Origin of the sequence: Piscinibacter sp. HJYY11 (assembly GCF_016735515.1) — a bacterium.
Lineage (GTDB): Bacteria > Pseudomonadota > Gammaproteobacteria > Burkholderiales > Burkholderiaceae_C > Rhizobacter.
The window spans coordinates 2,434,019-2,460,926 of record NZ_JAERQZ010000001.1; the positions used below are offsets into that span (position 1 = coordinate 2,434,019).

28 protein-coding genes are annotated in these 26,908 nt (G+C 66.4%); 15 read left to right on the forward strand and 13 right to left on the reverse strand.

The window, feature by feature from the left end:
* Nucleotide 1 precedes the first annotated feature (1 nt).
* The 8 genes from JI745_RS11155 to JI745_RS11190 all read left to right on the forward strand — a co-directional run bounded on the left by JI745_RS11155 (nt 2) and on the right by JI745_RS11190 (nt 7,657).
* Complete coding sequence (locus JI745_RS11155; RefSeq protein WP_201806212.1) at nt 2-787, forward strand: ABC transporter ATP-binding protein; 786 nt, start codon at nt 2-4, stop codon at nt 785-787.
* A 2-nt stretch (nt 788-789) separates the two neighbouring features.
* Nucleotides 790-1,719: a branched-chain amino acid ABC transporter permease gene (locus tag JI745_RS11160; protein WP_201806214.1), complete on the forward strand. Its 930-nt coding sequence runs from the start codon at nt 790-792 to the stop codon at nt 1,717-1,719.
* 18 nt (nt 1,720-1,737) lie between these two features.
* Nucleotides 1,738-2,796, forward strand: a complete 1,059-nt coding sequence (locus JI745_RS11165; protein WP_201806217.1) for a branched-chain amino acid ABC transporter permease — start codon at nt 1,738-1,740, stop codon at nt 2,794-2,796.
* A 69-nt stretch (nt 2,797-2,865) separates the two neighbouring features.
* The gene (locus tag JI745_RS11170; protein WP_201806219.1) at nt 2,866-4,188 is read left to right on the forward strand and encodes an ABC transporter substrate-binding protein; all 1,323 of its coding nucleotides are present in this window, start codon (nt 2,866-2,868) and stop codon (nt 4,186-4,188) included.
* A gap of 2 nt (nt 4,189-4,190) precedes the next feature.
* Nucleotides 4,191-5,009 carry an ABC transporter ATP-binding protein gene (locus JI745_RS11175; protein ID WP_201806222.1) on the forward strand — a complete coding sequence of 273 codons (819 nt, stop codon included), beginning with the start codon at nt 4,191-4,193 and terminating at the stop codon, nt 5,007-5,009.
* Nucleotides 5,010-5,019: 10 nt separating this feature from the next.
* Nucleotides 5,020-5,322, forward strand: a complete 303-nt coding sequence (locus tag JI745_RS11180) for a hypothetical protein (RefSeq protein ID WP_201806224.1) — start codon at nt 5,020-5,022, stop codon at nt 5,320-5,322.
* The gene (locus JI745_RS11185) at nt 5,315-6,574 is read left to right on the forward strand and encodes a phenylacetate--CoA ligase family protein (protein ID WP_201806226.1); all 1,260 of its coding nucleotides are present in this window, start codon (nt 5,315-5,317) and stop codon (nt 6,572-6,574) included. The genes JI745_RS11180 and JI745_RS11185 overlap by 8 nt, the downstream gene beginning before the upstream one ends.
* A gap of 114 nt (nt 6,575-6,688) precedes the next feature.
* A complete protein-coding gene (locus JI745_RS11190) occupies nt 6,689-7,657 on the forward strand; it encodes a tripartite tricarboxylate transporter substrate-binding protein (protein ID WP_201806228.1) in 969 nt (322 codons plus the stop codon).
* A 48-nt stretch (nt 7,658-7,705) separates the two neighbouring features.
* Here the strand turns inward: JI745_RS11190 and dtd are convergent, their stop codons facing one another.
* From dtd to tyrS, 3 genes are read right to left on the reverse strand one after another with little or no spacing between them, the layout of a single operon-like run.
* Complete coding sequence (gene dtd, locus JI745_RS11195) at nt 7,706-8,149, reverse strand: D-aminoacyl-tRNA deacylase (protein ID WP_201806230.1); 444 nt, start codon at nt 8,147-8,149, stop codon at nt 7,706-7,708.
* On the reverse strand, nt 8,146-8,505 hold the full coding sequence (locus JI745_RS11200) for a DUF5329 family protein (protein WP_201806231.1): 360 nt from the start codon (nt 8,503-8,505) through the stop codon (nt 8,146-8,148). Before JI745_RS11200 ends, dtd begins: the two co-directional genes overlap by 4 nt.
* A gap of 5 nt (nt 8,506-8,510) precedes the next feature.
* The gene (gene tyrS, locus JI745_RS11205) at nt 8,511-9,758 is read right to left on the reverse strand and encodes a tyrosine--tRNA ligase (protein WP_201806232.1); all 1,248 of its coding nucleotides are present in this window, start codon (nt 9,756-9,758) and stop codon (nt 8,511-8,513) included.
* Nucleotides 9,759-9,981: 223 nt separating this feature from the next.
* Here tyrS and JI745_RS11210 point away from each other — a divergent pair, with 223 nt between their 5' ends.
* Nucleotides 9,982-11,361 carry a M23 family metallopeptidase gene (locus tag JI745_RS11210; RefSeq protein ID WP_236674963.1) on the forward strand — a complete coding sequence of 460 codons (1,380 nt, stop codon included), beginning with the start codon at nt 9,982-9,984 and terminating at the stop codon, nt 11,359-11,361.
* Nucleotides 11,362-11,387: 26 nt separating this feature from the next.
* The gene (locus JI745_RS11215) at nt 11,388-12,488 is read left to right on the forward strand and encodes an anhydro-N-acetylmuramic acid kinase (protein WP_201806233.1); all 1,101 of its coding nucleotides are present in this window, start codon (nt 11,388-11,390) and stop codon (nt 12,486-12,488) included.
* A 48-nt stretch (nt 12,489-12,536) separates the two neighbouring features.
* Here JI745_RS11215 and erpA read toward each other — a convergent pair whose 3' ends face one another.
* The 5 genes from erpA to rplM form a co-directional block, all read right to left on the reverse strand.
* On the reverse strand, nt 12,537-12,914 hold the full coding sequence (gene erpA / locus JI745_RS11220; protein WP_201806234.1) for an iron-sulfur cluster insertion protein ErpA: 378 nt from the start codon (nt 12,912-12,914) through the stop codon (nt 12,537-12,539).
* Between the two features lie 50 nt (nt 12,915-12,964).
* Nucleotides 12,965-13,363, reverse strand: coding sequence for a polymer-forming cytoskeletal protein (locus JI745_RS11225; protein ID WP_201806236.1), 399 nt, complete (start codon nt 13,361-13,363; stop codon nt 12,965-12,967).
* Between the two features lie 46 nt (nt 13,364-13,409).
* Nucleotides 13,410-14,117, reverse strand: a complete 708-nt coding sequence (locus JI745_RS11230) for a DUF6776 family protein (RefSeq protein ID WP_201806238.1) — start codon at nt 14,115-14,117, stop codon at nt 13,410-13,412.
* Nucleotides 14,118-14,271: 154 nt separating this feature from the next.
* Complete coding sequence (gene rpsI, locus JI745_RS11235) at nt 14,272-14,664, reverse strand: 30S ribosomal protein S9 (protein ID WP_201806240.1); 393 nt, start codon at nt 14,662-14,664, stop codon at nt 14,272-14,274.
* 9 nt (nt 14,665-14,673) lie between these two features.
* On the reverse strand, nt 14,674-15,102 hold the full coding sequence (rplM, locus tag JI745_RS11240; RefSeq protein WP_201806242.1) for a 50S ribosomal protein L13: 429 nt from the start codon (nt 15,100-15,102) through the stop codon (nt 14,674-14,676).
* 262 nt (nt 15,103-15,364) lie between these two features.
* Between rplM and JI745_RS11245 the strand changes: the two genes are divergently transcribed.
* The 3 genes from JI745_RS11245 to JI745_RS11255 all read left to right on the forward strand — a co-directional run bounded on the left by JI745_RS11245 (nt 15,365) and on the right by JI745_RS11255 (nt 17,994).
* Nucleotides 15,365-16,057, forward strand: a complete 693-nt coding sequence (locus JI745_RS11245; RefSeq protein WP_201806244.1) for a GNAT family N-acetyltransferase — start codon at nt 15,365-15,367, stop codon at nt 16,055-16,057.
* Between the two features lie 193 nt (nt 16,058-16,250).
* Entirely contained in the window at nt 16,251-16,949 is a 699-nt protein-coding gene (locus tag JI745_RS11250) for a DUF2726 domain-containing protein (RefSeq protein WP_310738750.1), read from the forward strand.
* 28 nt (nt 16,950-16,977) lie between these two features.
* The gene (locus tag JI745_RS11255; RefSeq protein ID WP_201806250.1) at nt 16,978-17,994 is read left to right on the forward strand and encodes a serine/threonine protein kinase; all 1,017 of its coding nucleotides are present in this window, start codon (nt 16,978-16,980) and stop codon (nt 17,992-17,994) included.
* Between the two features lies 1 nt (nt 17,995).
* On the opposite strand, the gene htpG is transcribed toward JI745_RS11255, so the two are convergent.
* On the reverse strand, nt 17,996-19,876 hold the full coding sequence (gene htpG, locus JI745_RS11260) for a molecular chaperone HtpG (protein WP_201806251.1): 1,881 nt from the start codon (nt 19,874-19,876) through the stop codon (nt 17,996-17,998).
* A 203-nt stretch (nt 19,877-20,079) separates the two neighbouring features.
* Here htpG and JI745_RS11265 point away from each other — a divergent pair, with 203 nt between their 5' ends.
* Together JI745_RS11265 and JI745_RS11270 are read left to right on the forward strand one after the other, a co-directional pair.
* Complete coding sequence (locus tag JI745_RS11265) at nt 20,080-21,354, forward strand: cation:proton antiporter (protein WP_201806252.1); 1,275 nt, start codon at nt 20,080-20,082, stop codon at nt 21,352-21,354.
* Nucleotide 21,355: 1 nt separating this feature from the next.
* Nucleotides 21,356-22,468: a YbdK family carboxylate-amine ligase gene (locus JI745_RS11270; RefSeq protein ID WP_201806253.1), complete on the forward strand. Its 1,113-nt coding sequence runs from the start codon at nt 21,356-21,358 to the stop codon at nt 22,466-22,468.
* A 6-nt stretch (nt 22,469-22,474) separates the two neighbouring features.
* Here JI745_RS11270 and JI745_RS11275 read toward each other — a convergent pair whose 3' ends face one another.
* The 4 genes from JI745_RS11275 to JI745_RS11290 all read right to left on the reverse strand — a co-directional run bounded on the left by JI745_RS11275 (nt 22,475) and on the right by JI745_RS11290 (nt 26,907).
* The gene (locus JI745_RS11275) at nt 22,475-23,785 is read right to left on the reverse strand and encodes an NAD(P)/FAD-dependent oxidoreductase (RefSeq protein WP_201806255.1); all 1,311 of its coding nucleotides are present in this window, start codon (nt 23,783-23,785) and stop codon (nt 22,475-22,477) included.
* A 115-nt stretch (nt 23,786-23,900) separates the two neighbouring features.
* Entirely contained in the window at nt 23,901-25,025 is a 1,125-nt protein-coding gene (locus JI745_RS11280) for an ABC transporter permease (RefSeq protein WP_201806258.1), read from the reverse strand.
* A complete protein-coding gene (locus JI745_RS11285; RefSeq protein WP_201806260.1) occupies nt 25,022-25,954 on the reverse strand; it encodes an ABC transporter ATP-binding protein in 933 nt (310 codons plus the stop codon). The genes JI745_RS11280 and JI745_RS11285 overlap by 4 nt, the downstream gene beginning before the upstream one ends.
* Nucleotides 25,951-26,907, reverse strand: coding sequence for an HlyD family secretion protein (locus JI745_RS11290; protein WP_201806261.1), 957 nt, complete (start codon nt 26,905-26,907; stop codon nt 25,951-25,953). The genes JI745_RS11285 and JI745_RS11290 overlap by 4 nt, the downstream gene beginning before the upstream one ends.
* Nucleotide 26,908 lies beyond the last annotated feature (1 nt).

The window sequence follows — 26,908 nt, forward strand, 5'->3', positions numbered from 1 at the left end:
CATGAGTGCTCGCAAGATCGGCGACGTGATCCTCAAGGTGGAGAACATCTCGCTGTCGTTCGGCGGCGTGAAGGCGCTCACCGACATCAGCTTCGACGTGCGCGAGCACGAGGTGCGCGCCATCATCGGCCCCAACGGCGCCGGCAAGAGCAGCATGCTCAACTGCATCAACGGCGTCTACACGCCGCAGCAGGGCTCGATCACGCTGCGCGGCCAGTCGTTCAGGCACATGAACTCGCGCCAGGTGGCCGAGATGGGCGTGGCGCGCACCTTCCAGAACCTCGCGCTCTTCAAGGGCATGAACGTCATCGACAACCTGATGACGGGCCGCAACCTCAAGATGAAGAGCAACCTCTTCCAGCAAGCGCTGCGATGGGGCGCCGCCGAGCGCGAGGAGATCGCCCACCGCGCCTATGTCGAGAAGATCATCGACTTCCTCGAGATCCAGGCCTACCGCAAGACCCCCGTCGGCCGCCTGCCCTACGGCCTGCAAAAGCGCGTGGACCTCGGCCGCGCGCTCGCGATGGAGCCGCAGGTGCTGCTGCTCGACGAGCCGATGGCCGGCATGAACGTCGAGGAGAAACAGGACATGTGCCGCTTCGTGCTCGACGTGAACGACGAGTTCGGGACCACCATTGTCTTGATCGAGCACGACATGGGCGTGGTGATGGACATCAGCGACCGCGTTGTCGTGCTCGACTACGGCCGCAAGATCGGCGACGGCACGCCCGACGAGGTGCGTGCGAATCCCGAGGTCATCAACGCATATCTCGGCGCAGGACACTGACCATGGGATTCTTTCTGGAAACACTCATCGGCGGCCTGATGTCAGGCATGTTGTACGGCCTCGTCGCCATCGGCTTCGTGCTGATCTTCAAGGCCTCGGGCGTCTTCAATTTCGCGCAGGGGGCGATGGTGCTTTTTGCGGCGCTCGCGATGGCGCGCTTCTCCGAGTGGGCACCCAAGCTGCTGGGCCTGGACAGCAAGCTCATCGCCAACCTGATCGCCTTCGTCGCGGCGATGGCGGTGATGGTGCTCGTGGCCTGGCTGGTCGAGAAACTCGTGCTGGGCAAGCTCGTCAACCAGGAAGGCATCACGCTCCTGATGGCCACGCTCGGCATCACCTACTTCCTCGACGGCTTCGGCCAGACCATCTTCGGCAGCGACATCTACAAGATCGACGTCGGCCTGCCGAAAGACCCGCTCTTCCTGCTGGAGAGCACCTTCCAGGGCGGCATCCTCGTCAACAAGGAAGACCTCTACGCGGCGGTGATCGCGGCCGCGCTGGTGGTGGCGCTGTCGATCTTCTTCCAGTACACCGCCACCGGCCGTGCACTGCGCGCGGTGGCCGACGACCACCAGGCCGCGCAGTCGATCGGCATCCCGCTCTCGCGCGTGTGGGTGATCGTGTGGAGCGTGGCGGGCTTCGTGGCGCTCGTGGCCGGGATCATCTGGGGCAGCAAGCTCGGGGTGCAGTTCTCGCTGTCGGTGCTGGCGCTGAAGGCGCTGCCGGTCGTCATCCTCGGCGGGCTCACCTCGGTGCCGGGCGCCATCATCGGCGGGCTGTTGCTCGGCGTGGGCGAGAAGCTGTCGGAAGTGTTCATCGGGCCGATGGTGGGGGGCGGCATCGAGATCTGGTTCGGCTATGTCGTCGTGTTGATCGTGTTGCTCGTCAGGCCGCAAGGCCTCTTCGGCGAGAAGATCATCGACCGCGTCTGAGCGCACAAGGAGACCCACATGCTCTACCGCGAAAACGGCCAGTTCAAGACCAGCTACCGCGCCGACCAGCAGGTCTTCCCCATCCTGCAGGACCGGGTGGCGATCTGGGGGCTGGTGCTGCTGGCGATCGTGGCGGTGCCGCTCGTCGCGCCCGAGTACCTCTTCCGCGCGATCCTGATCCCCTTTCTCATCCTCTCGCTCGCGGCGCTCGGCCTCAACATCCTCGTCGGCTACTGCGGGCAGATCTCGCTCGGCACCGGCGGCTTCATGGCGGTGGGCGCCTACGCGGCCTACAACTTCTTCGTGCGCGTCGACGGCATGCCGGTGGTGGTGGCCATCCTGATGGGCGGCGTGTGCGCCACCGTGGTGGGCGTGCTCTTCGGCATCCCGTCGCTGCGCATCAAGGGGCTGTACCTTGCGGTCGCCACGCTCGCGGCGCAGTTCTTCACCGACTGGGCCTTCCTGCGCATCAAGTGGTTCACCAACAACTCGTCGTCGGGCTCGGTCAACGTCGCGGGGCTCAACGTGTTCGGCTTCCCCATCGAGACACCGGCTCAGAAGTACCTCTTCTGCCTGGGCTTCGTGCTCGTCTTCGCCCTCATCGCGAAGAACCTGGTGCGCAGCCACATCGGCCGCAGCTGGATGGCGATGCGCGACATGGACGTGGCCGCCGCGGTGATCGGCATCCGCCCGGTCTACGCCAAGCTCACCGCGTTTGCGGTCAGCTCGTTCTTCGTGGGCGTGGCCGGGGCCCTGTGGGGCTTCGTGCACCTGGGCTCGTGGGAGCCGGCGGCCTTCAACATCGACCGTTCGTTCCAGCTGCTCTTCATGGTGATCATCGGTGGACTCGGCTCGATCATGGGCAGCTTCTTCGGCGCGGCCTTCATCGTCATCCTGCCCATCGTGCTCGACAACCTCACGGTCGCACTGGGCTTCGACACCGCGCTTGCCGCGCACCTGACCTTCATGGTCTTCGGGGCGCTGATCGTGTTCTTCCTGATCGTGGAGCCGCATGGCCTGGCCCGCTTGTGGTCGACCGCCAAAGAGAAGCTCCGGCTCTGGCCCTTCCCGCATTGACTCCCCATTGACGCTGACTGAGTCCCCGACGACAACCGCACCCGAGTGCACACACCCCTGGAGACAGACATGACGACGCTCAAGACCCTCGCCCTCACCGCCGCCGCGCTGGCCGCGACCGTGGCCGGCACGCCGGCCCACGCCCAGGCCAAGGAGCAGTTCTTCCCCGTGCTGGTCTACCGCACCGGGGCCTATGCGCCCAACGGCGTGCCCTTCGCCAACGGCTACGTCGACTACCTGAAATACGTCAACGCCAAGGGCGGCATCAACGGCGTGAAGATCAGCTACGAAGAGTGCGAAACCGGCTACGCCACCGACAAGGGCGTGGAGTGCTACGAGCGCCTGAAGGGCAAGAACGCCACCGTGTTCCAGCCGCTCTCGACCGGCATCACCTTCGCGCTCACCGAGAAGGCGCCGGGCGACAAGATCCCGCTCATCACCGCCGGCTACGGCCGCAGCGAGAGCACCGACGGCATGGTGTTCAAGTGGAACTTCCCGCTCACCGGCACCTACTGGGACGCGGCCGACGTGCTGGTGCAGCACGTGGCCAAGAAGGAAGGCGGCGCCGACAAGCTCAAGGGCAAGAAGATCGCGCTCGTCTACCACGACAGCCCCTTCGGCAAGGAGCCGATCGCGCTCCTGCAGGAGCGCGCCAAGATGAACGGCTTCGAGCTGAGCCTGCTGCCGGTCGCCCACCCGGGCGTGGAGCAGAAGGCCACCTGGCTGCAGATCCGCCAGAGCCGGCCCGACTACATCTTCCTGTGGGGCTGGGGCGTGATGAACTCCACCGCGCTCAAGGAAGCGGTGGCCACTGGCTACCCGCGGGACAAGATGTACGGCGTGTGGTGGGCCGGCGCCGAGCCCGACGTGCGCGACGTGGGCGATGGCGCCAAGGGCTACAACGCGCTCGCCTTGCAGCACGGCGCCGAGCCCAACGCCAAGATCACGCAGGACATCCTGAAGGACGTGCATGGCAAGGGCCAGGGCACCGGCCCGAAGGACGAAGTCGGCCAGGTGCTCTACATGCGCGGCCTGGTCGCGGCGATGCTTGCGGTCGAAGGCGTGAAGCGGGCGCAGGAGCGCTTCGGCAAGGGCAAGGTGATGACCGGCGAGCAGGCCCGCTGGGGCTACGAGAACCTGGCGCTCGACCAGAAGAAGCTCGACGCGCTGGGCTTCGCGGGTGTGATGCGCCCCATCAGCACGAGCTGCGCCGACCACCGCGGCTCGGTCTGGGCGCGCCTGCACACCTGGGACGGCAAGAAGTGGAACTTCAGCTCCGACTGGTACGAAGCCGACCAGTCGATCATCAAGCCGATGATCAAGCAGGCGGCCGACAAGTACGCGGCGGAAAAGAAGCTCACACGCCGCACGCCTGAAGACTGCCAGAGCTGAGCATGAGCGGCGTTCTCCTCAACGTCAACGGCATCGAGGTCATCTACAACCACGTGATCCTGGTGCTGAAGGGCGTCTCGCTGCAGGTGCCCGAAGGCAAGGTGGTGGCCCTGCTCGGCGGCAACGGCGCCGGCAAGACCACCACGCTGCGCGCGGTGAGCAACCTGCTCGCCGGCGAGCGGGGAGACGTGACCAAGGGGAGCATCGAGCTGCGTGGCGAGCGCATCGAGAAGCTCTCGACCGCCGAGATGGTGAACCGCGGCGTGGTGCAGGTGATGGAAGGCCGGCACTGCTTTGCGCACCTCACCATCGAGGAGAACCTGCTCACCGGCGCCTACACCCGCAAGGACGGCAAGGCGGCGGTGATGCAGACGCTGGAGAAGGTCTACACCTACTTCCCGCGGCTCAAGCAGCGGCGCACGTCGCAGGCGGCCTACACCTCGGGCGGCGAGCAGCAGATGTGCGCCATCGGCCGCGCGCTGATGGCCAACCCGAAGATGGTGCTGCTCGATGAGCCCTCGATGGGGCTTGCGCCGCAGATCGTGAGCGAGGTGTTCGAGATCGTGAAGGACCTCAACACGAAGGAGCGTGTGACCTTCCTCCTGGCCGAGCAGAACACCAACATCGCGCTCAAGTATTCCGACTACGGCTACATCCTCGAAAACGGCCGTGTGGTGATGGACGGCGAGGCGAAGGCGCTGCGCGAGAACGAGGACGTGAAGGAGTTCTACCTCGGCACGGGCGGCACGAAGGACGACAACGCGCGCAAGAGCTTCCGCGACGTGAAGAGCTACAAGCGGCGCAAGCGCTGGCTGGCATGAGGAGAGCGGCATGAGTGACGACGAGAGCTGGGGGTTTGCGCCACCGCCGTTCAAGCCGGTCGATGCGCTGGCACGCCTGACGCGCGACCTGCGCGAGGCCGGCCTCACCGCACGCGGCGCCGCCTTCGAGCGGCGGGGCCTGGCCATCGTGCGCGCCGCGGTCGACGGTGCGCAGCTCAAGGTCGAGACGGTGAAGAAGCCGGCGCGGTCGCCGGAATGGCGCACGCGGCTCATCAAGACCTCCAGCGAGCTGCGCGACTACGTGGCCGAGCTGAAGAAGCAGCTGGCCGCCTGGGGTGACGAGCATGACTGAGTTCTACGACGAACTGGAGCACCGCGACCCGGCCCTGCGCGAAACCCAGCTGATGGCCGCGCTGCCACATCAGGTGGCCGCAGCGCTGCGCACGCCGGCGCTGGCCGAGCGCCTCGCCGGCGTGGACGCCGCCACCGTCAACTCGCGCGAAGCCCTCGTGGCCCTGCCCGTCACGCGCAAGCACGAGCTGCTCGCACGGCAGCAGGCCGAACGCGCGCACGACCCCTTCGGCGGCTTCTCGGCGATTGGCTGGCGGTCGCTGCGTGGCGGCAGCGGGGCCTTGCGGGTCTTCCAGTCGCCCGGGCCGATCTACGAACCCGAGGGCCGTGCCCGCGACTACTGGCGCATGGCGCGTGCGCTCTGGGCCGCGGGCTTTCGCGCCGGTGACCTGCTGCACAACAGCTTCAGCTACCACCTGACGCCCGCCGGCTCGATGCTCGAGAGCGGCGCGCATGCGATCGGCTGCACCGTGTTCCCCGGCGGCGTGGGCAACACGGAGCTGCAGTTGCAGGCGATGACGGAGCTGAAGCCCGATGGCTACGCCGGCACGCCGAGCTTCCTGCGCATCGCGCTCGAGAAAGCGGCCGAGACCGGCGTCTCCCTGCCCGCGCTGAAGAAGGCGATGGTGAGCGGAGAAGCGTTCCCGGCAGCGCTGCGCGACTGGATGCGCGAGCGCGGCCTCGAGGCCTACCAGTCGTACGCGACGGCCGACGTCGGCCTGATCGCCTACGAGACTGCGGCTCGCGAAGGCCTGGTGCTCGACGAAGGGGTGATCGTCGAGATCGTGCGGCCGGGCACGGGCGACCCGGCGCCGGCCGGCGAGGTCGGGGAAGTGGTGGTCACCGTGCTCAACGCCGACTACCCGCTGGTGCGCTTCGGCACCGGCGACCTCTCGGCCTTCCTGCCCGGCCCATGCCCCACCGGCCGCACCAACGCGCGCATCAAGGGCTGGATGGGCCGAGCCGACCAGACGGCGAAGGTGCGCGGCATGTTCGTGCACCCGGGCCAGGTGGCCGAGGTGCTCAAGCGCTTTCCGGAGGCGAGCCGTGCGCGGCTGGTGGTGAGCGGCGAGATGGCCAACGACCAGATGCTGCTGAAGGTGGAGACCCCATCGCGCGAAGAGTCTTTGCGCCAGCGGCTGGCCGAGGCGATCCGCGACGTGACCAAGCTGCGCGGCGAGGTGGAGCTGTGCACCCCGGGCAGCCTGCCCAACGACGGCAAGGTGATCGACGACACGCGCAAGCTCGGGTGAGTTGCGTCACGTTCCCAGCGCCTGGGTACAACCACTACGTAATTCCCGCCATGCAGTGAGAACTGCGCGCTCCTAGCATTCGCGGGTCCGATCAACCCCCGAAGGGAACCTGCCATGAAGAAGCTCCTGATCGCTTGCGCTGCGGCATTCGCAACGACCGGTGCATTTGCCTACCCGGAGAAGACCGTCACCATCGTCGTGCCGTTCGCTGCCGGAGGCCCCACCGACAAAGTGGCGCGTGACTTCGCCGAAGCCGTGCGCAAGCCGCTCGGCAACGCCACCATCGTGATCGACAACGTGGCCGGCGCCGGCGGCACGCTGGGCGCCGCCAAGGTCGCCAAGGCCGCGCCCGACGGCTACACGCTGCTGCTCACGCACGTGAGCATGGCCACGTCGCCGGCGCTGTACCGCAACCTGCAGTTCAAGCCGCTCGACGACTTCGAGTTCGCAGGCCTCGTCAACGAAGTGCCGATGACGCTCGTGGGCCGCCCCACGCTCGCCGCCAACAGCTACGCCGAGCTGGTGACCTGGATCAACGCCAACAAGGGCAAGATCAACATCGCCAACGCAGGCCTCGGGTCGGCCTCCCACCTGTGCGGCATGCTGTTCCAGAGCGTGCTCAAGGCCGACATGACGCCGGTCCCGTACAAGGGCACCGCGCCGGCGATGAACGACCTGCTCGGCGGCCAGGTCGACATCATGTGCGACCAGACCACCAACACCACCGGCCAGATCGAAGGCGGCAAGATCAAGGCCTACGCCGTGACGACCACCAAGCGACTGGCCATCCCGTCGCTGTCCAAGCTGCCCACGCTCGATGAAGCGGGCCTCAAGGGCTTCAACGTGACGATCTGGCACGGTGTCTACGCACCGAAGGGCACGCCCAAGGCCGTGATCGACAAGGTCAATGCCGCGCTCAAGGTCGCGCTGAAGGACCCCGGCTTCATCAAGAACCAGGAGTCGCTGGGCGCCGTGATCGTGACCGACGCACGCTCGAACCCGGCCGATCACAAGAAGTTCGTCTCTGACGAAATCAACAAGTGGTCGCCGATCATCAAGGCCAATGGCCAATATGCAGACTGATCGTTCCGTCTGAATGCGACCAGGCCGCCTTCGGGCGGCCTTTCTTTTTCAGGCCCGCAGCGTGATCGGAATGGTGACCGGGCCGTCGTTGACCAGGTGCACCTGCATGTCGGCGCCGAACTCGCCTTCGCCCACGGTCGGGTGCTGGGCGCGCGCGGTGGCCAGCACACGCTCGTAGAGGCGGCGGCCGAGCTCGGGCGGGGCGGCGTTGGTGAAGCTCGGGCGGTTGCCGCCGGAGGTGTCGGCGGCCAGCGTGAACTGGCTGACGATGAGCAGGCCGCCCTGAACATCGGTCACGCTGCGGTTCATCTTGCCGGCCTCGTCGGAAAACACGCGCAGCTTGAGGAGCTTGGCGACGAGCTTGTCGACGATCGCCTCGGTGTCGGCGGGCTCGGCGCAGACGAAGACGAGCAGGCCCTGCCCGATCTCGCCCGTGATGCGGCCCGCCACCTCCACGCGTGCCTCACGCACACGCTGGATCAAGGCGATCATGCGCCGCGGTCCATGCGGGCGAGTTCGTCGCCGAGGAAGCGTGCGGCCGGGATCTGCCGGCCGTCGGGGAAGCGGATCAGGTAGATCTCGCCGCTGGTGCTCGACTTCGAGGCGATCTGGTCGATGAACTGCTGCGCCGTGGTGACGTGCTCGCCCATCTTCTCGAACTTCCTGCGCAGGAACTTGGCCGCATCCTTCGACGAATAGGCCGAGCCGTTGCGCACGAAGCGCACGCTGGTCTGCCCTTCGACGTAGGCGATCAGACGCTGGATGCGAGCCTGCTCGGCCGGGCTCGGTGCGGCGCTGGCCCCTGCTGCGACGAGCAGTGCGCCCAACACGACAGCGCGGCGCTGCATGTCGATCAGGCCAGCGTGACGCGGGCAAACTTGCGCTTGCCCACCTGCACGACGTAGGTGCCGGCGTCGAGCTTCAAGGCCTTGTCGCTCACGACGCTGCCGTCGATGCGCACGCCGCCGCCGTCGATGAGACGGCCCGCTTCGGTGGTCGACGGTGCCAGGTTCGACTGCTTCAGCAGCGCACCAATGCCCAGGGGCGCGCCACTGAGTGACACCTCGGGGATCTCGTCGGGCACACCGCCACGCGCCCGGTTGTTGAAGTCGGCCTCGGCCGCCTCGGCCGCGGCCGCGCTGTGGAAGCGCGTGGTGATCTCCTTGGCGAGCATCACCTTCGCATCCTTCGGGTTGCGGCCCGCCTCGACCTCGGCCTTGAGCTTCGCGATTTCCGACTCGGGCTTGAAGCTCAGCAAGGTGAAGTACTTCCACATCAGCTCGTCGCTGATGGACAGGATCTTCGCGAACATGCCGTTGGCCGGCTCGGTGATCGCGATGTAGTTGTTCTTGCTCTTCGACATCTTCTCGACGCCGTCGAGTCCCTCCAGCAGCGGCATCGTCAGGATGCACTGCGGCTCCTGCCCGTATTCGGCCTGCAGCGTGCGGCCCATCAGCAGGTTGAACTTCTGGTCGGTGCCGCCGAGTTCGAGGTCGCTCTTGAGCGCCACCGAGTCGTAGCCCTGCATCAGCGGGTAGAGGAACTCGTGCACGCTGATCGGCGTGCCGGCCTTGAAGCGGTCGTGGAAATCGTTGCGCTCCATCATGCGCGCCACCGTGTAACGGGCGGCGAGCTGGATCATGCCGCGCGCGCCGAGCGGGTCGCTCCATTCGCTGTTGTAGCGAATCTCGGTCTTGGCCGGGTCGAGCACCAGGCTCGCCTGCTTGTAGTACGTCTCGGCGTTGGCCTTGATCTGCTCGGGGGTGAGCGGCGGGCGGGTGGTGTTGCGCCCCGAGGGGTCGCCGATCATGGAGGTGAAGTCCCCGATCAGGAAGATCACCTGGTGGCCGATGTCCTGCAACTGGCGCATCTTGTTGAGCACCACCGTGTGGCCAATGTGGATATCGGGCGCGGTCGGGTCCAGCCCGAGCTTGATGCGCAGTGGCACGCCCGTTGCTTCTGACTTGGCGAGTTTGGCCAGCCAATCGGCCTCGGGAAGCAGTTCATCGCACCCGCGGCGGCTGATGGCCAGCGCCTCCTTGACCTTGTCGGTGACGGGGTACCTGGGAGGGGGGGAGGTCTTTTCTTCTGACAAAGACATGGGAGAAAGGGAACCTCAGGGGTTTTCCGGGAGTCAGCAATGCGGGGTAAGAAAAGGGTGCCGCTTATACTGCGCCGCACCCGACGGAACACCCCGCGAATGGGGTCCGCAACGGCGACCGCGATTCTAGTGGACGCCCCTGGACGAGAAGATCAACCAGAGCATCGCCTCACGCGGTGTTTGCAGCTCGGGGCCCTGTGCCCCCCGATCAAAATTGAGTTCCTTGGAAAAGCTTGAGCGCGATGCGGTGGCTGCCGGTTCGCGCCTCACCCAATTCATCGGTCGCCACCCGCGCACCCTCACGTCCCTGATCGTCACCGGGCTGATGGGCTTTGGCGTGACCGCCTTCGGCATCGCCCCGCTGGCACCCGACGCGGCCGACCTACCGCGGCGTATCGTGACGGAAATCGTCACACCGGAAGACATCTCGTCGCAGCTCGAAGCCCTGGCCAGCCACACGCTGCAGCTCTACCGCAACGACCTGACCCGCGCCACCGACACCGCCGACAGCCTGCTGTCGCGCCTGAGCGTGGCCGACGTGGCGGCCGCAGCCTTCATCCGCAATGACCGCACGGCGCGCAAGCTGCTCGAAGGGCGCGCCGGCAAGATCGTGCAGGTTCGCATCGATGAATCGGGCGTGCTCGAAGAACTGGTGGCCCGTTATCCGGCAGAAAACAGCGAGCAGTTCGGCACCCACTTCTCGCGCCTGCGCATCACCCGCATCGGTGACAAGTTCCTCGCCGGCGTGGAAACCGCCAAGCTCGAGAGTGAAGTGCGCACCGGCGCCGGCACGATCCGCAGCTCACTCTTCGCCGCCACCGACGAAGCCAAGATCCCCGACCCGGTGGCCACGCAACTGGCCGAGATGTTCTCGACCGACATCGACTTCCGCCGCGAGCTTCGCCGCGGCGACAGCTTCCATGTCGTCTACGAAGCGCTCACCGCCGATGGCGAGCCCATCACCTGGAACCAGGCATCGGGCCGCGTGCTTGCCGCCGAGTTCATCAACGACAACCGCTCCTACTCGGCCGTCTGGTACCAGGACGCGCACACCAAGGGCGGCTATTACGGCTTCGACGGCGAGAGCAAGCGCCGTGCGTTCCTCGCGAGCCCGATGGAGTTCTCGCGGGTGACCTCGGGGTTCTCGATGCGCATGCATCCCATCCACAAGGTCTGGCGCCAGCACCTGGGCGTGGACTACGGCGCCCCGACCGGCACGCCGGTGCGCAACGTGGGCGATGGCATCGTCGAATTCGCCGGCTGGCAAAACGGCTACGGCAACGTGGTGCAGGTCCTTCACAGCAATGACCGCACGACCCTCTACGCCCACCTGAGCCGCATCGACGTGAAGAAGGGCCAGCGTGTCGAGCAGGGCACGCGCATCGGCGCCGTCGGCTCGACCGGCTGGGCCACGGGGCCGCACCTGCACTTCGAGGTGAAAGTCAAGGGCCAGCACCAGGACCCGCTGGTGATCGCCAAGACCTCCGAAGCCGTGGTGCTTTCACCCGAATCGCGCGCGCGGTTCATGACCATCGCGCAGTCGCTGCGCCAGCAGCTCGACGTGGCCAAGGCCAACCCGCAGCGCTACGCCTTGGTCGAATAAGCCGCGCAGCGCTGCACAATTCGGCCATGGCTGAACTGTTTGCAGGGCTGATGTCGGGCACCTCGCTCGATGGCGTGGATGGCGTGCTGGCCGAGTTTTCGGCGAACGGCTTTCCGAAGGTGGTCTCGCACGCCTACCGCGCCTTCCCCGAAGCGCTGCGCGAAGAGCTGTTGGCGCTCAACACCTCCGGGGCGGACGAACTGCACCGCTCAGCGCTGGCGTCCAATCGGCTGGCGGCGCTCTACATCGAGGTAGTGGCCGAGCTGCTTGCCCACCTGAACCTCGACGCCCGTGCGGTGCGCGCGATCGGCAGCCACGGCCAGACCGTGCGCCACCGGCCGGGTCTCGGCTACACGTGGCAGATCAACAACCCGAGTCTGCTCGCCGAACGCAGCGGCATCGCTGTGGTGGCCGACTTCCGCACGCGCGACGTGGCCGCCGGTGGCCAAGGCGCGCCGCTCGTGGCCGCCTTCCATCGCGCGCTTTTCGGCCAGACCGGCGAGACGCGCGCGGTGCTCAACCTTGGCGGCATCAGCAACCTCACCGCCCTGCTGGCCAACGGCGACACCACCGGCTTCGACTGCGGCCCGGCCAACGTGCTGATGGACCTCTGGTGCCTGCGACACACCGGCCAGCGCTTCGATGCCGATGGTGCGTGGGCGGCTCAGGGCACAGTGCAACAAGGCTTGTTGGACCTCCTGCTGCAAGAACCCTATTTCGCAGAGCAGCCACCCAAGAGCACGGGACGCGATCTCTTCAACGTGGGCTGGCTGGAGGAGCGCCTGCGCACCCACGGGCCGTGCCACCCCGTCGACGTGCAGGCCACCTTGTGCGAGCTCACCGCGGTGACTTGTACAGATGCGGTCAAGGCCCACGCGGTGGGAGCCACCGAATTGCTGGTCTGCGGGGGAGGCGCGCTCAATCTGCACCTGATGGGCCGCCTCGCCTACCACCTGCCCGGACTGGCCGTGAAGCTGAGCGATGCACGCGGCCTGCCGGCGCAGCATGTGGAGGCTGCGGCGTTCGCCTGGCTCGCGTACCGCCATGCACACGGTCTGCCGGGCAACCTCAGTGCCGTGACAGGGGCCAGTGGCCCGCGCGTGCTCGGCGCCTGGTATCCCGCCTGAAAAAAAAGGCCGCCCCGGGGGCGGCCTGGATTCGCGACGTGCTGTCGATCAGACGGAGAAGCTCGATCCGCAGCCGCAAGTCGTCGTCGCGTTGGGGTTCTTGATCACGAACTGGGCGCCTTGCAGGTCGTCCTTGTAGTCGATCTCGGCGCCGACCAAGTACTGCAGGCTCATGGCGTCGATCAACAGGGTGACGCCGTTCTTGTTCATCTGGGTGTCGTCTTCGTTGACGATTTCGTCGAAGGTGAAGCCGTACTGGAAGCCGGAGCAACCGCCGCCTTGCACGAAGACGCGCAGCTTGAGGTCGGGGTTGCCTTCCTCGTCGACCAGTTCCTTGACCTTGTTGGCCGCGCTGTCGGTGAAAACCAGCGGCACCGGCGGTGCATCAGCCTCGGGGGATTGAACTTCGTTTGCCAGGGCGCTCATGTGAAATCCTTCCAGTCGAAGGCTCAATTATCCACGCCCCGGGCAAGACCTCACTGGGCGTTGGACGCAGCCAACTTGATCATTGCGGGCTTTTCTTCCGCCTTCAGCGGCCGCAACTCACCTTCAATGGTGGCGCCCTGGTGCATTTCAAGCGCTTCATATTTCACATCGCCCACGATCACCGCCTTGGGCTGCAATTCCAGCAGCGCATCGGCTTGCACCGGGCCAGTGACGTGGCCGTTGATGATGACGTGACCGGCTTTCACCCGGCCCACCACCCGGGCTTTCTCGCTGATGACGAGGATGCTCGTATCAAGCGCACTGGCGACCACGTCGCCTTGCACTTCACCATCGATGCGCAGACCGTCGGAGAACTGCAATTCACCGCGGATCACCGTGCCCTCGCCGATGAGGGTGCGAATGGGAGGCTGCTTTTTCTTCGCAAACATGGTGATGGCTCCTGGTGGAAATTGGAGATTGACGGAGAAAGAAAGGTCACAACTTGACGGTCTGGGTCGCCCGGACCCCGCCCTGGTTGTCGGTCACCTTGACCTGCACCGACTTGACGACCGCCTCTTGCGGATAGTTGACGGTGCCTTCGAGACGGGCCGACTGCTTCACTTGCAACTGCTTGGGCCCGCCGGGCTGGGAAATCGTCCAAGGTTTATCGCCCAGTGTGCCCGACAGGACAATGTCGTAACGGCCGGCAAACTCGGGTGGATTCTTGCCTATTTGCATGATCAACACCTGAAACCGCAGTTGGCCTGGGGCCAAGGCCTCGGCTTGGAGGGCCCGCACATTCAGGCCCGTCGCACTTGCCGGCAGCAGCCGTTCGAAGAACCCCAAGTCCGCCTTCAGCGACAGATTTTCGGACTCGACCTGCTTGATCTGCTGTGCGAGGCGCTCCTGGGCAACCTTCTCTGCCTTAAGCAGGCTCTGTGCCGTGTTGGCGATGGACTGGGCGCCCTCGCGCTCCTCGCGCAGCTTGGCCACTTCGACACGCAGTTCGGCGAGCTCCGCCTTCGCATCCTTATCCAGGCCCGCAATGCTTTTGCCGAACTCAAACGCCCACAAGGACAGCGCCGCGGAGAAGCCGAAGACCAGCGCCACCACCGCCCACCGCAACGGCCAGGGCAGGTGGCTGCGGACGATCATGCGCGGAGCGCTGATCGACAGCCGTCGCCTTAGCAGTTTCCAACGCATGGGATTGTTCTAGGTGGCAGAGCGTTTAGAGGAGGCGCGATTGTAGGAGCCACCTTTTGGTGCGCCTGTGTCGAAAGCTTGCAGGTGTGTGCAAGCAGCTCTACCAATGAAAAAGGCCGCTGGAAGCGGCCTTTTCGCACAGAACGGGAAGGTATCAGCGCTTGCTGAACTGTTTGCGGCGACGGGCACCGTGCAGACCGACCTTCTTCCGTTCCACTTCACGCGCGTCACGCGTGACGAAGCCGGCGCGGCTCAGTTCGGGCTTCAGGGCGGCGTCGTAGTCGATCAGGGCGCGGGTAATACCGTGGCGCACCGCACCGGCCTGGCCGGATTCGCCACCGCCGTGCACATTGACCTTGACGTCGAAAGCCGCGTCATTGGCGGTCAGCACGAGAGGCTGGCGCACGACCATGATGGACGTTTGACGGCCGAAGTACTTGTCCACGGGCTTGCCGTTGACCAGGATCTGGCCGGTGCCCTTCTTGATGAACACGCGAGCCACCGAAGACTTGCGGCGGCCGGTTCCGTAGTTCCAATTTCCGATCATTGCCGCTCCTTAGATGTCCAGCACTTTGGGTTGCTGGGCGGCGTGCGGGTGGGAACCACCGGCGTACACCTTCAGCTTTTTCACCATCGCGTAGCCCAGCGGGCCCTTGGGCAGCATGCCCTTGACCGCCTTTTCCAGCGCGCGGCCGGGGTGCTTGGCTTGCATGTCCTTGAACTTGGTGCCGTAGATGCCACCGGGGAAACCGGAGTGGCGGTAGTACACCTTGTCGGTGGCCTTGTTGCCCGTCACACGGAGCTTGTCTGCGTTGACGACGACGATGAAATCACCAGTATCGACGTGAGGCGTGTAGATGGCCTTGTGCTTGCCGCGCAAACGGAGTGCCACTTCGCTGGCAACACGTCCGAGCACCTTGTCGGTGGCGTCAATCACAAACCACTCGTGCGTCACTTCGGCCGGCTTGGCGCTGAAGGTCTTCATGAGGATCTTTCGATGTGCCTGCCTGGTGAGGCGAGGCGGGATGTGGCTCAATGGCTGACCGGCAGTGTTCTCGGTGCTGCTTATTGAGGCAGCCTCTCGAAGCATCGACGGCGGTGTTCTTCCCAGAGCCGAACGGGAAAGCCTTCTAGTGTATCCGAAGAGGAACCCTACCGGAATGGCCATAGCCGGCAGACAGACGAGGCTCCAGGCGGCTTCCGCTCTCGAACGATAGAATTAGGGTTTTCACCAATACGAGGTTTGCATGGACCCCAGCATCACCTCCAACTCCCAGACGACAGCAACGCCCGCGCCGGATCGCCTTTCCTGGGTTCCGATCCGTTCGCTCGCTGAGAGGCACCGTGAGCGCATTGCTTCACATATCCTGAGTCTGAGCGAGAGTGATCGCTACCTGCGCTTCGGCTACCCGGCGACCGACGAGCAGGTGCAACGCTACGTCGAGTCGATCGACTTCGACCGCGACGAGGTGTTCGGCATCTTCAACCGCAAGCTCGAATTGATTGCCATGGCGCACCTGGCCTACCTGCCGCTGCCCACGCAACCCGAAGCTCCCGCGACGGCTGAGTTCGGGGTCTCGGTGATCCATCGTGCGCGGGGCCGCGGCTACGGCGCTCGCCTGTTCGAGCACGCAGTGCTGCACTCCCGCAACCGAGGCTGTGAACGCTTGTTCATCCACGCGCTGAGCGAAAACGCCGCCATGCTCAAGATCGCACGCAACGCCGGCGCCACGGTGGAACGCGATGGCCCCGAAGCCGAAGCATGGTTGAAGTTGCCGCCCGACAGCATTTCGTCGCAAGTCGGCGAACTCGTCGGCCACCAGGTCGCGGAGTTCGACTACCAACTCAAATTGCATGCGCAACGCCTCAACACATGGCTGAAATCTGTGTCTGAAGTCAAGGCTCACATGGGAGAGACCGACCGCGCCGCGTCGGAGTAAGCATCCAACCGATCGGCCGCCAGGCCGCGCCGTTGCTGGGTTTGCGGCTCATTCCCACACCCATGTCGGGGATGGGAGCCCTCGGAGGCCAGGGTTAGCATGACCCGAACACGTCATGCTGAATTTTCCTAACACTTATTGGGCTGTTGCCGTCGGCGGCGTCCTCGCGGTCCTCGTTCTGGCCTTGATCGTCGTGGTCCTGCGCGCCCGCAAACCGCGACCGAAGCCGCTGCCGATCGAATGGGCCTTGACCGGCCGACCCGTCTTCAGCACCGACGAGCGGCGAATCTACCGACTGCTGCGCGAAGCGCTGCCGCACCACATCATCCTGTCGAAGCTGCCGCTGGTGCGCTTCTGCCAGCCCACCGACCCGAGCGAAGTGCGCTACTGGTACGAACTGCTGGGCACCACCCACGTAACCTTCGCGGTGTGCAGCGCCAACGGGCGTGTGCTCGCCGCAGTCGACCTCGACGTCGAGCGCGGCCATTCGCACCGCGCGCAGCAGATCAAGCAATCCGTCCTGTCGACTTGCCGGGTGCGCTACCTGCGTTGCCCGGTCGACCGCATGCCTTCGGTGGCCGAACTGCAGCTTCTGGTGCCGCACAGCGGCGCTGCGGCGCGCGCCCCGGAGCCGATGCCGCCGCACACCTTGAACCAAGCGCGCAGCTCGCTTGCCAGCACGGTGGCCCACCGGCGCGCCGAACGCACGGCCTTGTGGCAAGACTCGTCGCTGTTCCAGGACTCGTTCTTCGCCCCCGACAGCCGCCTCGACGCCTTCACCGCCAGCGACCTCATCGGCTTGTCGGACCGCCCGTCATCGCTGAACGGCGGAAACGATGTCGCTGGCGTGGTGGTCGACAGCCCTGCGACCGGCACCGACTCACGCCGTTGAACTCGGGCGAGGCGCTTACGATGCGCCCATGCCCTCCCCCTCGACGATCAGCGATACCCCTTATGCCGGCCTGACGCCGGAAGCCGTGCTCGACGCCCTCGACACGGTGGGCTTGCGTGGTGATGGTCGCCTGATCCAGCTCAACTCCTACGAGAACCGCGTCTTCCAGGTTTTTCTGGAAGACGGCCCCGTCGTGGTCGCGAAGTTCTACCGACCCGGCCGCTGGAGCGACGCGCAGATCCTCGAAGAACATGCGTTCGCCGCTGAGCTCGCGGAGGCTGAGATCCCGGTGGTCGCACCGCGGGTGTTGAACGGCACCACCCTGCCCTCGTTCTCGATCAACGACCAGGCTTATCGGTTCAGCGTGACACCCCGCCAATCCGGCCGTGCACCCGAACTGGAGGACCCGGCCACGCTGGAATGGATCGGCCGCTTCATCGGACGCATCCATTCGGTCGGCGCCCGCACGCCGTTTACGCACCGCCTGACGCTCAGCCTGGACAGCCACGGCACCTCGCCGCGCGACTGGCTGCTCGACTCCGGCCTGATCGCCATCGAGACGCAGCAGGTGTGGAAGCAGACCGTCGACCAGGTGCTCGACGAGGTGCAGCGCAGCTTCGACGCCGCCGGCGCTTACCGCCCGATCCGCCTGCACGGCGACTGCCACGTCGGCAACGTGCTGTGGACCGAGGCCGGCCCGCACTTCGTCGACCTCGACGACGCGTTGATGGGCCCGCCGGTACAAGACCTGTGGATGCTGCTCTCGGGCGAACGCCAGCAGATGCAGCAGCAGCTCACCGCGCTGCTCACCGGCTACGAAGACTTCATGGACTTCGATTGGCGCCAGCTGCGCATGATCGAAGCCCTGCGCGCGCTGCGCATGATCCATTACAGCGCATGGCTCGCGCGCCGCTGGGCCGACCCGGCCTTCCCGGTCGCCTTCCCGTGGTTCGGCGACCGCAACTACTGGAGCGAGCAGATCATCCGTCTGCGCGACCAGCTGGACGCGATGCGGGAGCCGCCGCTCGGCGGCTCCGTGTTCTGACTCAGGCCGTCAGCAAGGCGTTCACACGCCGCACATACGCTGCCGGATCTTCCAGATGGCCGCCTTCGGCCAGCACCGCCTGGTCGAAGAGGATGTGCGCCAGCTCGTCGAAATGCGCGCTGCCTTCCAGGCGCTTCACCAGCGCGTGGTCGGCATTGACCTCCAGGGTCGGCTGCTGCGCCGGCGCGTTCTGGCCCGCCTGCTTCAACATGCGCGCGAGGTGACCGCTGATGTCGCCCTCTTCCACCACCAGGCAGGCCGGTGAATCGACGAGGCGCGTGGTCACACGCACATCCTTCGCGCGGTCCTTCAACACGTCCTTCAGCCGATCGAGCACGGGCTTGAACGCGGTCGCCACTTCCTCGGCCTGCTTCTTCTCGGCTTCGTCCTGCAGCTTGCCGAGGTCGATCGCACCCTTGGCCACGCTCTGCAGGGGCTTGCCCTCGAACTCGTAGACGTGGCTCAGCATCCACTCGTCGACACGGTCGGTGAGCAGCAGCACCTCGATGCCCTTCTTGCGGAAGATCTCGAGCTGCGGGCTGTTCTTCGCCGCCGCCAGCGTGTCGGCCGTCACGTAGTAGATCGCCTCCTGGCCTTCCTTCATGCGGCCCAGGTAGTCGGCGAGCGACACACCTTCGTCCGCGTGCGTGGATGCGAAGCGGAACAGCTTCACCAGCCGCTCCTGGTTCGCGTGGTCCTCACCCACGCCTTCCTTCATCACCGGGCCGAAGTCCTTCCAGAACTTGGCGTACTTCGTGCGCTCGGCTTCGTCTTCGCTGTTGGCCAGGCCTTCCAGCATCGACAGCACCCGCTTGGTGGAGCCTTCGCGGATGGCCTTCACGTCGCGGCTTTCCTGCAGCAGCTCGCGGCTGACGTTGAGCGGCAGGTCGGCGCTGTCGATCACGCCCTTCACGAAGCGCAGGTACACCGGCATCAGCGCTTCGGCGTCGTCCATGATGAAGACGCGCTTCACATAGAGCTTCACGCCGCCGCGCTTGTCTCGGTTCCACAGGTCGAACGGCGCCTTGGCCGGGATGTAGAGGAGCTGGGTGTACTCGCTGCGGCCTTCCACGCGGTTGTGCGTGTACGCGAGCGGCGCTTCGGTGTCGTAGCTGATCTGCTTGTAGAACTCTTCGTACTGCTCGGGCGTGATGTCGCTCTTGCTGCGGGTCCACAGCGCCGCGGCCTTGTTGATCGGCGCCCACTCGTCCTTGACGACCTGCTCGCTCTTTTCGGCGTCCCACTCCTCCTTCTGCATCAGCACCGGCAGCGAGATGTGGTCGGAGTACTTGCTGATGATCGAGCGCAGCTTCCAGCTGCTGAGGAATTCTTCTTCGCCCTCGCGCAGGTGCAGGATCACGTCGGTGCCGCGCGTCGGCTTGGTGAAGGTCTCGACCTCGAAGTCGCCGCTGCCCTCGCTGCTCCAGCGCACGCCTTGGTCGGCTGGCAAACCGGCACGGCGCGACTCGACCGTGATGCGATCCGCCACGATGAAGCCCGAGTAGAAGCCCACGCCGAACTGGCCGATGAGCTGGGCGTCCTTCTTCTGGTCGCCCTCCAGCTTGGCCATGAACTCGCGCGTGCCGCTCTTGGCGATCGTGCCGAGGTTGGCCACCGCTTCGTCGGCTGAGAGGCCGATGCCGTTGTCGCGGATGGTGATGATCTTCGCCGCCTTGTCGAAGCTCACGCGCACCTCGAGGTTGGGCGCGTCTTCGTACAAGGCGGAGTTGTTGAGCGCCTCGAAGCGCAGCTTGTCGCACGCGTCCGATGCGTTGGAGACCAGCTCGCGCAGGAAGATTTCCTTGTTGGAGTAGAGCGAGTGCGTGACGAGGTGCAGGATCTGCTTGACCTCGGCCTGGAAGGAAAGGGTCTTTTTTTCCATGATGTTCAGTGTGACGCTGGGGTTCTGACCGATGGGCCGCGCCAGCACGTAGGGGCGCGGCGATCGATTTCAAGAGCGGGCCGGCATCATAAAGACAAGCCCCTTTGCTGTGCTTGGACACCCGGCTGCCGTGTCGCAGGGCTCCGCTACGATCCGCCGCTCCTTCCAATAAGAGCAGGCCTGCTGCCTGCCACCCTGTCCGCATGACTGCATTGGAAAGCTGGCTCTCAAGCTCACCCGGTTCTGCGGCCCCGTTGTGGACGCTGGAGGGCCTGCGCGGCGCCGACCCCGTGCTCGGCTTCGCCCTCGTGATGCTCGCCGCCGTGGCGCTGGCCGAGCTGCTCCACCGCAAGCTGCGCGCCCCGCGCATGCTGGGCCACATGATCACCGGCGCACTCGCGAGCCCCCTCGCGCTGCGCCTGCTCGACCGCACCGACCTCGACCCGTGGAAGCCGATCATCGACCTCGCCATCGGCGTGCTCGTGTTCGAGCTCGGCAGCCGCATTCGCCCGCGCTGGCTGATCGACAACCCCTGGCTCGCGTTCACCTGCGTGCTCGAAGGGGTGCTCGCCGGCCTGTGCGTGGCCGCCACCCTCGTCTCGCTCGGCGCCCCTGCGCCTTCGGCCTGGCTCGCCGGCGCGGTGGCGATGTCGACGTCGCCGGTGATCACCCTCGTGCTCGTGCACGAGGTGCGCTCGCGTGGCCAGGTCACCGAGCGCCTGCTCATCATCACCGCCATCAACACGGCGCTCGCCATGCTGGCGCTGAAAGCCTGGAACGTGGTGGCCGCCGCCGGCAGCGTGAACATCGGCAATGAGCTGGTGCCGGTGATCACCGACGCCGTGGTGGTGATCGGCGGCTCATTCCTGCTCGGCATCTTCGCCGGCTGGCTGCTCGCCAAGCTCAACCAGCCGCTGCGCGACGCTGCCGCCGCACCGGTGCTGCAGATCGCGCTCGTGATCCTGGCGGCGATGGTGGCGGCGCAATGGAAACTCTCGCCGCTGCTCGCGCTGTTGATCGCCGGCATGGCCGCGCGCTCGAAGATGGGCCACATGCTGACGGTGGAGCCCCAGCTCGGCTCGGCCGGCGCGGTGCTCACCGTGCTGCTCTTCATCGCACTCGGCATGCTCTTCACGCTCGACGGCATCTCGACGCTGTGGCCCTGGGTCATCGCCATTCTCGCGGCCCGCGTGGTGGGCAAGGGTGTCGCGGTGGCCCTGCTCGCCCGGCTGAGCGCCCTCAGCTGGCGCCAGGCGGCCGCGCTCACCCTCACCCTGCAGCCGATGAGCAGCCTCGCCGTGCTGCTCGCGGGCAACACCTTCGGCTGGGCCTCGCAATTCCCGGGTGTGGCCGGCGGCGTGCTGCAGGCCTTGCTCATCGCCACCACGCTGTCGCACCTGGTCGGCCCGGTGCTCACCAAGTGGTCGCTGCAGTCGCTCGCCGACGAGTGCCCGCAACCCGCAGCCAAGGGAAGCTGACATGTCACTGGCCGAATTCACCACCTCCGAAGCGCTGACGCTCGGCGTCGAGCTCGAGCTGCAGCTCGTCAGCATGCACGACCACGACCTCTCGCCGCAGGCCGACGACCTGCTGCGCGAGCTCGAGCGCCACACCGGCGCCTGGGACGTGAAGCCCGAGATCACACGCAGCATGATCGAGATCGGCACCTCGATCCAGCGCCAGCACGCGCCGCTCGTCGCCGAGCTGACCGACCTGCGCCAGCAGCTCAGCCGCGCCGCGCGCAAGCTCAACATCGGCATCGCCGGTGGCGGCACGCATGCCTACCAGCACTGGAGCGAGCAGCAGATCTACCCGACCGACCGCTTCCACTACATCAGCGAGCTCTACGGCTACCTGGCCAAGCAGTTCACCGTCTTCGGCCAGCATGTGCACGTGGGCTGCGAGAACGGCGACACCGCGCTCTGGCTGCTGCATGCGCTGTCGCGCTACGTGCCGCACTTCATCGCGCTCTCGGCCTCGTCGCCCTACGTGCAGGGCGTGGACACCGGCTTCGACTCGGCCCGCCTCAACTCCGTCTTCGCCTTCCCGCTGTCGGGCCGCGCGCCGTTCGTGCGCTCGTGGGACGAGTTCGGCGTCTACTTCGACAAGATGACGAGCACCGGCGTCGTGCAGTCGATGAAGGATTTCTACTGGGACATCCGCCCCAAGCCCGAGTTCGGCACCATCGAGCTGCGGGTGTGCGACACGCCCCTCACCGTCGACAAGGCCGCGGCCCTCGCCTGCTACCTGCAGTGCATCTGCCGCTACCTGCGCGAAGAGAAGCCCTTCGAGCCCGAGGAAGACGACTACCTCGTCTACACCTTCAACCGCTTCCAGGCCTGCCGCTTCGGCCTCGACGGCGAGATCGTCGACCCGAAGACGAAGACACGTCAGAAGCTGCGCGACGACATCCTGCGCACGCTCGCACGCGTCGACGAGCATGCACTCGACCTGCAGGCGCTGAACGCGAGCCAGCTCATCCGCGACACCCTGCACGAGGGCAACGACGCGCAATGGCTGCGCAGCCGTCGCAAGGGCGGCATGCCGCTCTCGGCCGTGGTGGAAGACGCGACCAAACGCTGGATGAGTTGAAGCCGCTCAGTGCAGCTTGATGCGCGGCCGGTAGGTGCGGTCGAGCATCTCCGACAGCGTGATCATGGCCGTCTTGCGCAGGCCGCCGAGCGCGAGCTGATGCTGCTTGTGCAGCGACCAGTACATCAGCTGCGCAAGCCGCCCCTCGATGAAGAGGCTGCCGCGCGTGAGGCTGCCCATCAGGCTGCCCACCGAGGAATATTCGGAAAGCGAGACCAGCGAGCCCTGGTCGCGGAAGACGAAGGGCGAGACCGGCTCGCCCTTCATCAGCCGCGGCAGCGCCTTCACCAGGTACATCGCCTGCTGGTAGGCCGCCTGCGCGCGCGGCGGCACCCAGGTGCCGTCCGGCTGCTGGCAGGCCGCGCAATCGCCGAAGGCGTAGATGTCCGGGTCCTGCGTGGTCTGCAGGTTGCCGTTGACCATGAGCTGGTTGAGCCGGTTCGTCTCGAGCGGCTGCTCGCCGCCCAGCGTCTTCAGGAAGTCGGCCGCTTTCACGCCCGCCGCCCACACCGTGAGCGTGGAGCGGATCACCTTGCCACTGGCCATCTTGACCGTGTCGGCCGTGACCTCCACCACCTTCTCGTTGGTGTGCACCTCGATCGCGAGCTTGCGCAGCTCGCGCACCGCCGATTCGCTCAGCCGCTCGGGCAGCTGCGAGAGCAGGCGCGGGGCCGCTTCCACCAGCACGATCTGCAGGTCTTTCTCCGGGTGGATGTTGTCGAGGCCGAAGTGGGCCAGGACGCGGGCGGCCGCATGCAGCTCGGCCGCCAGTTCCACACCGGTGGCCCCGCCTCCGACGATGGTGACCGTGAGGCGCCCCATGCCCGGCACGCGCGGCACGCTCTGTGCGCGGATGCATTCGTTGATGAGCCGGTTGTTGAAGCGTTTCGCCGCCTGGGGGCTGTCGAGCTTGATCGTGTACTCGGCCGCGCCCAGCGTGCCGAAGTCGTTGGTCTGGCTGCCGACCGCGATCACCAGCGTGTCGTAGCCGAGCTCCTGGGCCGGCGTGATCTCCATGCCGGTTTCGTCGTAGCTGGCGGCGAGCTGGATCGTTTTCTTCGCCCGGTCCACGCCCACCAGGCTGCCCAGGCGGAAGCGGAAGCAATTCCAGCGCGCCTGCGCGAGGAACTCGATCTCTTCGGCGTGCGTGTCGTAGCTGCCGGCGGCCAGCTGGTGGAGGAGCGGCTTCCACACATGGGTGCGGGCGGCATCGACCAGCGTGATCTCTGCGAGCTTCTTGCGCCCGAGCTTCTTGCCGAGCTGTGTGGCGAGCGCGAGGCCTCCCGCCCCGCCACCCACGATCACGATCCGATGCATGCTTGGAACCCTCGTTGGTGTTGTTGGTGGTGCCGCACCTTCTGAAAACCAGGTGCCCGCGGACAGCGGGCGGCATGATAACGGAAGCGAACGGTCGTTCGTTTTGGCGTAGCACTCAATCCAGCGTCTGGCGGTAGCGCGCCAGCGCCACCGCCCCGGCCACGAGCATGAAGAGGGCGATCGGCCACAGCTGAGGCAGGATCTGTGCCGCGTCGTTGCCCTTGAGCAGGATGCCGCGCACGACGCGCAGGAAGTGCGTGAGCGGCAGGGCCTCGCCGATGGCCTGGGCCCAGCCAGGCATGCCGCGGAACGGGAACATGAAGCCCGTCAGCAGCATCGAGGGCAGGAAGAAGAAGAACGTCAGCTGCATGGCCTGCAGCTGGCTCTTGGCAATGGTCGAGAAGGTAAAACCTACCGCCAGGTTGGCCGCGATGAAGAGCACGAGCACCGCCGAGAGCAGCCCCAGGCTGCCGACCATCGGCACGTCGAACAGCAGCCGCGCCACCACCAGCACCACCGCCACCTGGACGTAGCCGATGAGGATGTAGGGCGCGACCTTGCCAAGCATCACCTCCAGCGGCGTGGCGGGCGTGGCGAGCAGGTTCTCCATCGTGCCGCGCTCACGTTCGCGTGTCATCGCGAGCGAGGTCATCATCACCATCGTCATCGTGAGGATCACGCCGATGAGACCGGGCACCACGTTGTAGGCGGTCACGCCCTCGGGGTTGTAGCGGCGCTGCACGCGCAGGTCGAAGGGCAGCTCGGTGGGGCGCAGCGCGGCGAAGGGGCCGGTGAGGTCGCGTGCCAGGCTTCGCTGGGCGACCTGCGTGAGCGCCGCGATGGCGCCGCCGGTGGCCGAAGGATCGGTGGCATCGGCGGCCAGCAGGAGCGGCGGCCGCTCGCCGCGCAGCAGGCGGCGCGAGAAGTCGGACGGGATCACGAGCGAGAACTGCACCGCGCCCTGGGCCAGCAGCTCGTCGGCCTGCTGCACCGTGGCCGGTCGCTCGGACACGCGGAAGTAGCGCGAGTTCTCGAGGCCCGCCACGAAGCTGCGCGTGTGCTCGCTCTGGTCCATCACCACCACGGCGAGCGGCAGGTGCTTGGGGTCGCTGTTGATCGCGAAGCCGAAGAGGATCAGCTGCACGATGGGCACGGCGACCATCATCCCGAAGGTGAGCCGGTCCCGGCGCACCTGGCGCAGCTCCTTCAGCAGGATGGCCAGCAGGCGCGCCCAGCTCATGATGGCGGGGCAGCGAAGTTGTCTTGCGCCTGCTGCATCAGCGCGATGAACACGTCCTCGAGGCTGGGTTCGATGGGCGTGATGCGCAGGCCCTCGCCGAGCGTGGCGGTGGCGGCTTTCAGCGCTTCTTCGCTGTCGGCGCTCACATGCAGCGTCGCGCCGAAAGGAGCCACCGTGCGGATGCCAGCCGCCGCCCGAAGTCGATGCCCCACGTCGACCACCCGCTCCCCGCTGATCGCCCAGGTGACGAGGCCGGCACCGGCGATCACCTCGGCCACCGTGCCGCGCGTGAGCAGTCGGCCGTAGGAGATGTAGGCGAGCTCGTGGCAACGCTCGGCCTCGTCCATGTAGTGCGTGGAGACGAGCACCGTCAGGCCATCGGCGGCCAGGTCGTGGATCTGGTCCCAGAAATCACGGCGCGCCGCAGGGTCGACACCGGCCGTCGGCTCGTCGAGCAGCAGCAGCTGGGGCGCATGGATCAGGCACGCGGCGAGGGCGAGGCGCTGTTTCCATCCCCCCGAGAGCGAGCCGGCGAGCTGCTGCGCGCGTGTCGTGAGGCCCAGGCGCTCCAGCGTCTCGGCAACCTGGCGCTTGCGGTCGGCCACGCCGTAGACACGTGCGATGAAGTCGAGGTTCTCCTCGATGCTCAGGTCTTCGTAGAGGCCGAAGCGCTGCGTCATGTAGCCGACCTCGCGCTTGATCTTCAAGGCCTCGGTGCGGATGTCATGGCCGAGGCAGGTGCCCTCGCCTTCGTCGGGCGTGAGCAAGCCGCACAGCATGCGGATCGTCGTCGTCTTGCCGCTGCCGTTGGGGCCGAGGAAACCGTAGATGCGGCCGCGTGGCACGCGCATGTCGAACTGGTTGACGACGACCCGGTCGCCGAAGCGCTTGGTCAGGCCACGCACGTCGATGACCGGTGGAGCGTTCACTGGCGCACTTCCAGCGGTTGCCCAGGGTGCAGGCGCCTGGCGTCATCCGGCGACGAAGGTCGAGCTTCGACCATGTACACGAGCGTCGCCCGGTTTTCCTTGCTGTAGATGAGCGGAGAGGTGAACTCGGCTTCGCGCGCGATGTAGCTCACCTTGGCGTTGATGGGCGCGGGGCAACCATCGCAATGCAGCGTGACGGCCTGGCCGAGCTGCAGCTTGCCGAGCACGGGCTCGGGCACGAAGAAGCGCGCCTTCACCTGTGATGGTGGCAACAAGGTGAGCACCGGGCTGCCCTGCGGCACCCACTCCCCTTCGCGGTACAGAACGTCGGTCACGTCGCCGGCCGTGGGCATGCGCTGGGTCTTCTGCTGCACGCGCCAGTCGGCCTGCGCGAGTTGCGCCTTGGCGGCCAGCACCTCCTGCTGCGCGGCGGCGATCTCCTGCACGCGGCTGCCCTGGCCGGCGAGGCGGATCTGCGCCTGGAGTTCGTTCACGCGCGCCTGGTCGCGTGCGACCGCGGCACGCGCTTCGTCGAGGCTGGCGGGCGAGGTGAAGTTCTGTGCCACCAGCTCGCTGGCCCGGGCGAGCTCGCGCGTCGAGAGGTTGAAGGCCGCCTGCGCCTGCGCCAGTTGCGCGCGCAGGGCGGCGATCTCGTCGGGGCGTTTGCCGGACTGCAGGTTGCCCAGCTGTTGCTCGGCGCGGCGCACACGCGCCTGCGCCTCTTCGCGCGCCGAACGTTCGCTGTCCTGCTCCAGGACGAAGGCCGGTGCGCTCGCCGCGACCACATCGCCACGCTGCACGTGCAGCTTGGTGAGCGTGCCGCTGATGGGCGCGGCCAGTCGCACGCTCTCGCCTTCGGCATAACCGGCAAAACCCGTGGGTGCCGAGGCCGTGCAGGCAGCAATGGCGCCCACGGCCGCGCCGCTCAGCAGGTGTTTGAAGAGCCATGTCATC

Coding starts and splice junctions, on each gene's coding strand:
- JI745_RS11155 (WP_201806212.1), top strand. CDS start 2: ATGAGTGCTCGCAAGATCGGCGACGTGATCCTCAAGGTGGAGAACATC.
- JI745_RS11160 (WP_201806214.1), top strand. CDS start 790: ATGGGATTCTTTCTGGAAACACTCATCGGCGGCCTGATGTCAGGCATG.
- JI745_RS11165 (WP_201806217.1), top strand. CDS start 1,738: ATGCTCTACCGCGAAAACGGCCAGTTCAAGACCAGCTACCGCGCCGAC.
- JI745_RS11170 (WP_201806219.1), top strand. CDS start 2,866: ATGACGACGCTCAAGACCCTCGCCCTCACCGCCGCCGCGCTGGCCGCG.
- JI745_RS11175 (WP_201806222.1), top strand. CDS start 4,191: ATGAGCGGCGTTCTCCTCAACGTCAACGGCATCGAGGTCATCTACAAC.
- JI745_RS11180 (WP_201806224.1), top strand. CDS start 5,020: ATGAGTGACGACGAGAGCTGGGGGTTTGCGCCACCGCCGTTCAAGCCG.
- JI745_RS11185 (WP_201806226.1), top strand. CDS start 5,315: ATGACTGAGTTCTACGACGAACTGGAGCACCGCGACCCGGCCCTGCGC.
- JI745_RS11190 (WP_201806228.1), top strand. CDS start 6,689: ATGAAGAAGCTCCTGATCGCTTGCGCTGCGGCATTCGCAACGACCGGT.
- dtd (WP_201806230.1), bottom strand. CDS start 8,149: ATGATCGCCTTGATCCAGCGTGTGCGTGAGGCACGCGTGGAGGTGGCG.
- JI745_RS11200 (WP_201806231.1), bottom strand. CDS start 8,505: ATGCAGCGCCGCGCTGTCGTGTTGGGCGCACTGCTCGTCGCAGCAGGG.
- tyrS (WP_201806232.1), bottom strand. CDS start 9,758: ATGTCTTTGTCAGAAGAAAAGACCTCCCCCCCTCCCAGGTACCCCGTC.
- JI745_RS11215 (WP_201806233.1), top strand. CDS start 11,388: ATGGCTGAACTGTTTGCAGGGCTGATGTCGGGCACCTCGCTCGATGGC.
- erpA (WP_201806234.1), bottom strand. CDS start 12,914: ATGAGCGCCCTGGCAAACGAAGTTCAATCCCCCGAGGCTGATGCACCG.
- JI745_RS11225 (WP_201806236.1), bottom strand. CDS start 13,363: ATGTTTGCGAAGAAAAAGCAGCCTCCCATTCGCACCCTCATCGGCGAG.
- JI745_RS11230 (WP_201806238.1), bottom strand. CDS start 14,117: ATGCGTTGGAAACTGCTAAGGCGACGGCTGTCGATCAGCGCTCCGCGC.
- rpsI (WP_201806240.1), bottom strand. CDS start 14,664: ATGATCGGAAATTGGAACTACGGAACCGGCCGCCGCAAGTCTTCGGTG.
- rplM (WP_201806242.1), bottom strand. CDS start 15,102: ATGAAGACCTTCAGCGCCAAGCCGGCCGAAGTGACGCACGAGTGGTTT.
- JI745_RS11245 (WP_201806244.1), top strand. CDS start 15,365: ATGGACCCCAGCATCACCTCCAACTCCCAGACGACAGCAACGCCCGCG.
- JI745_RS11255 (WP_201806250.1), top strand. CDS start 16,978: ATGCCCTCCCCCTCGACGATCAGCGATACCCCTTATGCCGGCCTGACG.
- htpG (WP_201806251.1), bottom strand. CDS start 19,876: ATGGAAAAAAAGACCCTTTCCTTCCAGGCCGAGGTCAAGCAGATCCTG.
- JI745_RS11265 (WP_201806252.1), top strand. CDS start 20,080: ATGACTGCATTGGAAAGCTGGCTCTCAAGCTCACCCGGTTCTGCGGCC.
- JI745_RS11270 (WP_201806253.1), top strand. CDS start 21,356: ATGTCACTGGCCGAATTCACCACCTCCGAAGCGCTGACGCTCGGCGTC.
- JI745_RS11275 (WP_201806255.1), bottom strand. CDS start 23,785: ATGCATCGGATCGTGATCGTGGGTGGCGGGGCGGGAGGCCTCGCGCTC.
- JI745_RS11280 (WP_201806258.1), bottom strand. CDS start 25,025: ATGAGCTGGGCGCGCCTGCTGGCCATCCTGCTGAAGGAGCTGCGCCAG.
- JI745_RS11290 (WP_201806261.1), bottom strand. CDS start 26,907: ATGACATGGCTCTTCAAACACCTGCTGAGCGGCGCGGCCGTGGGCGCC.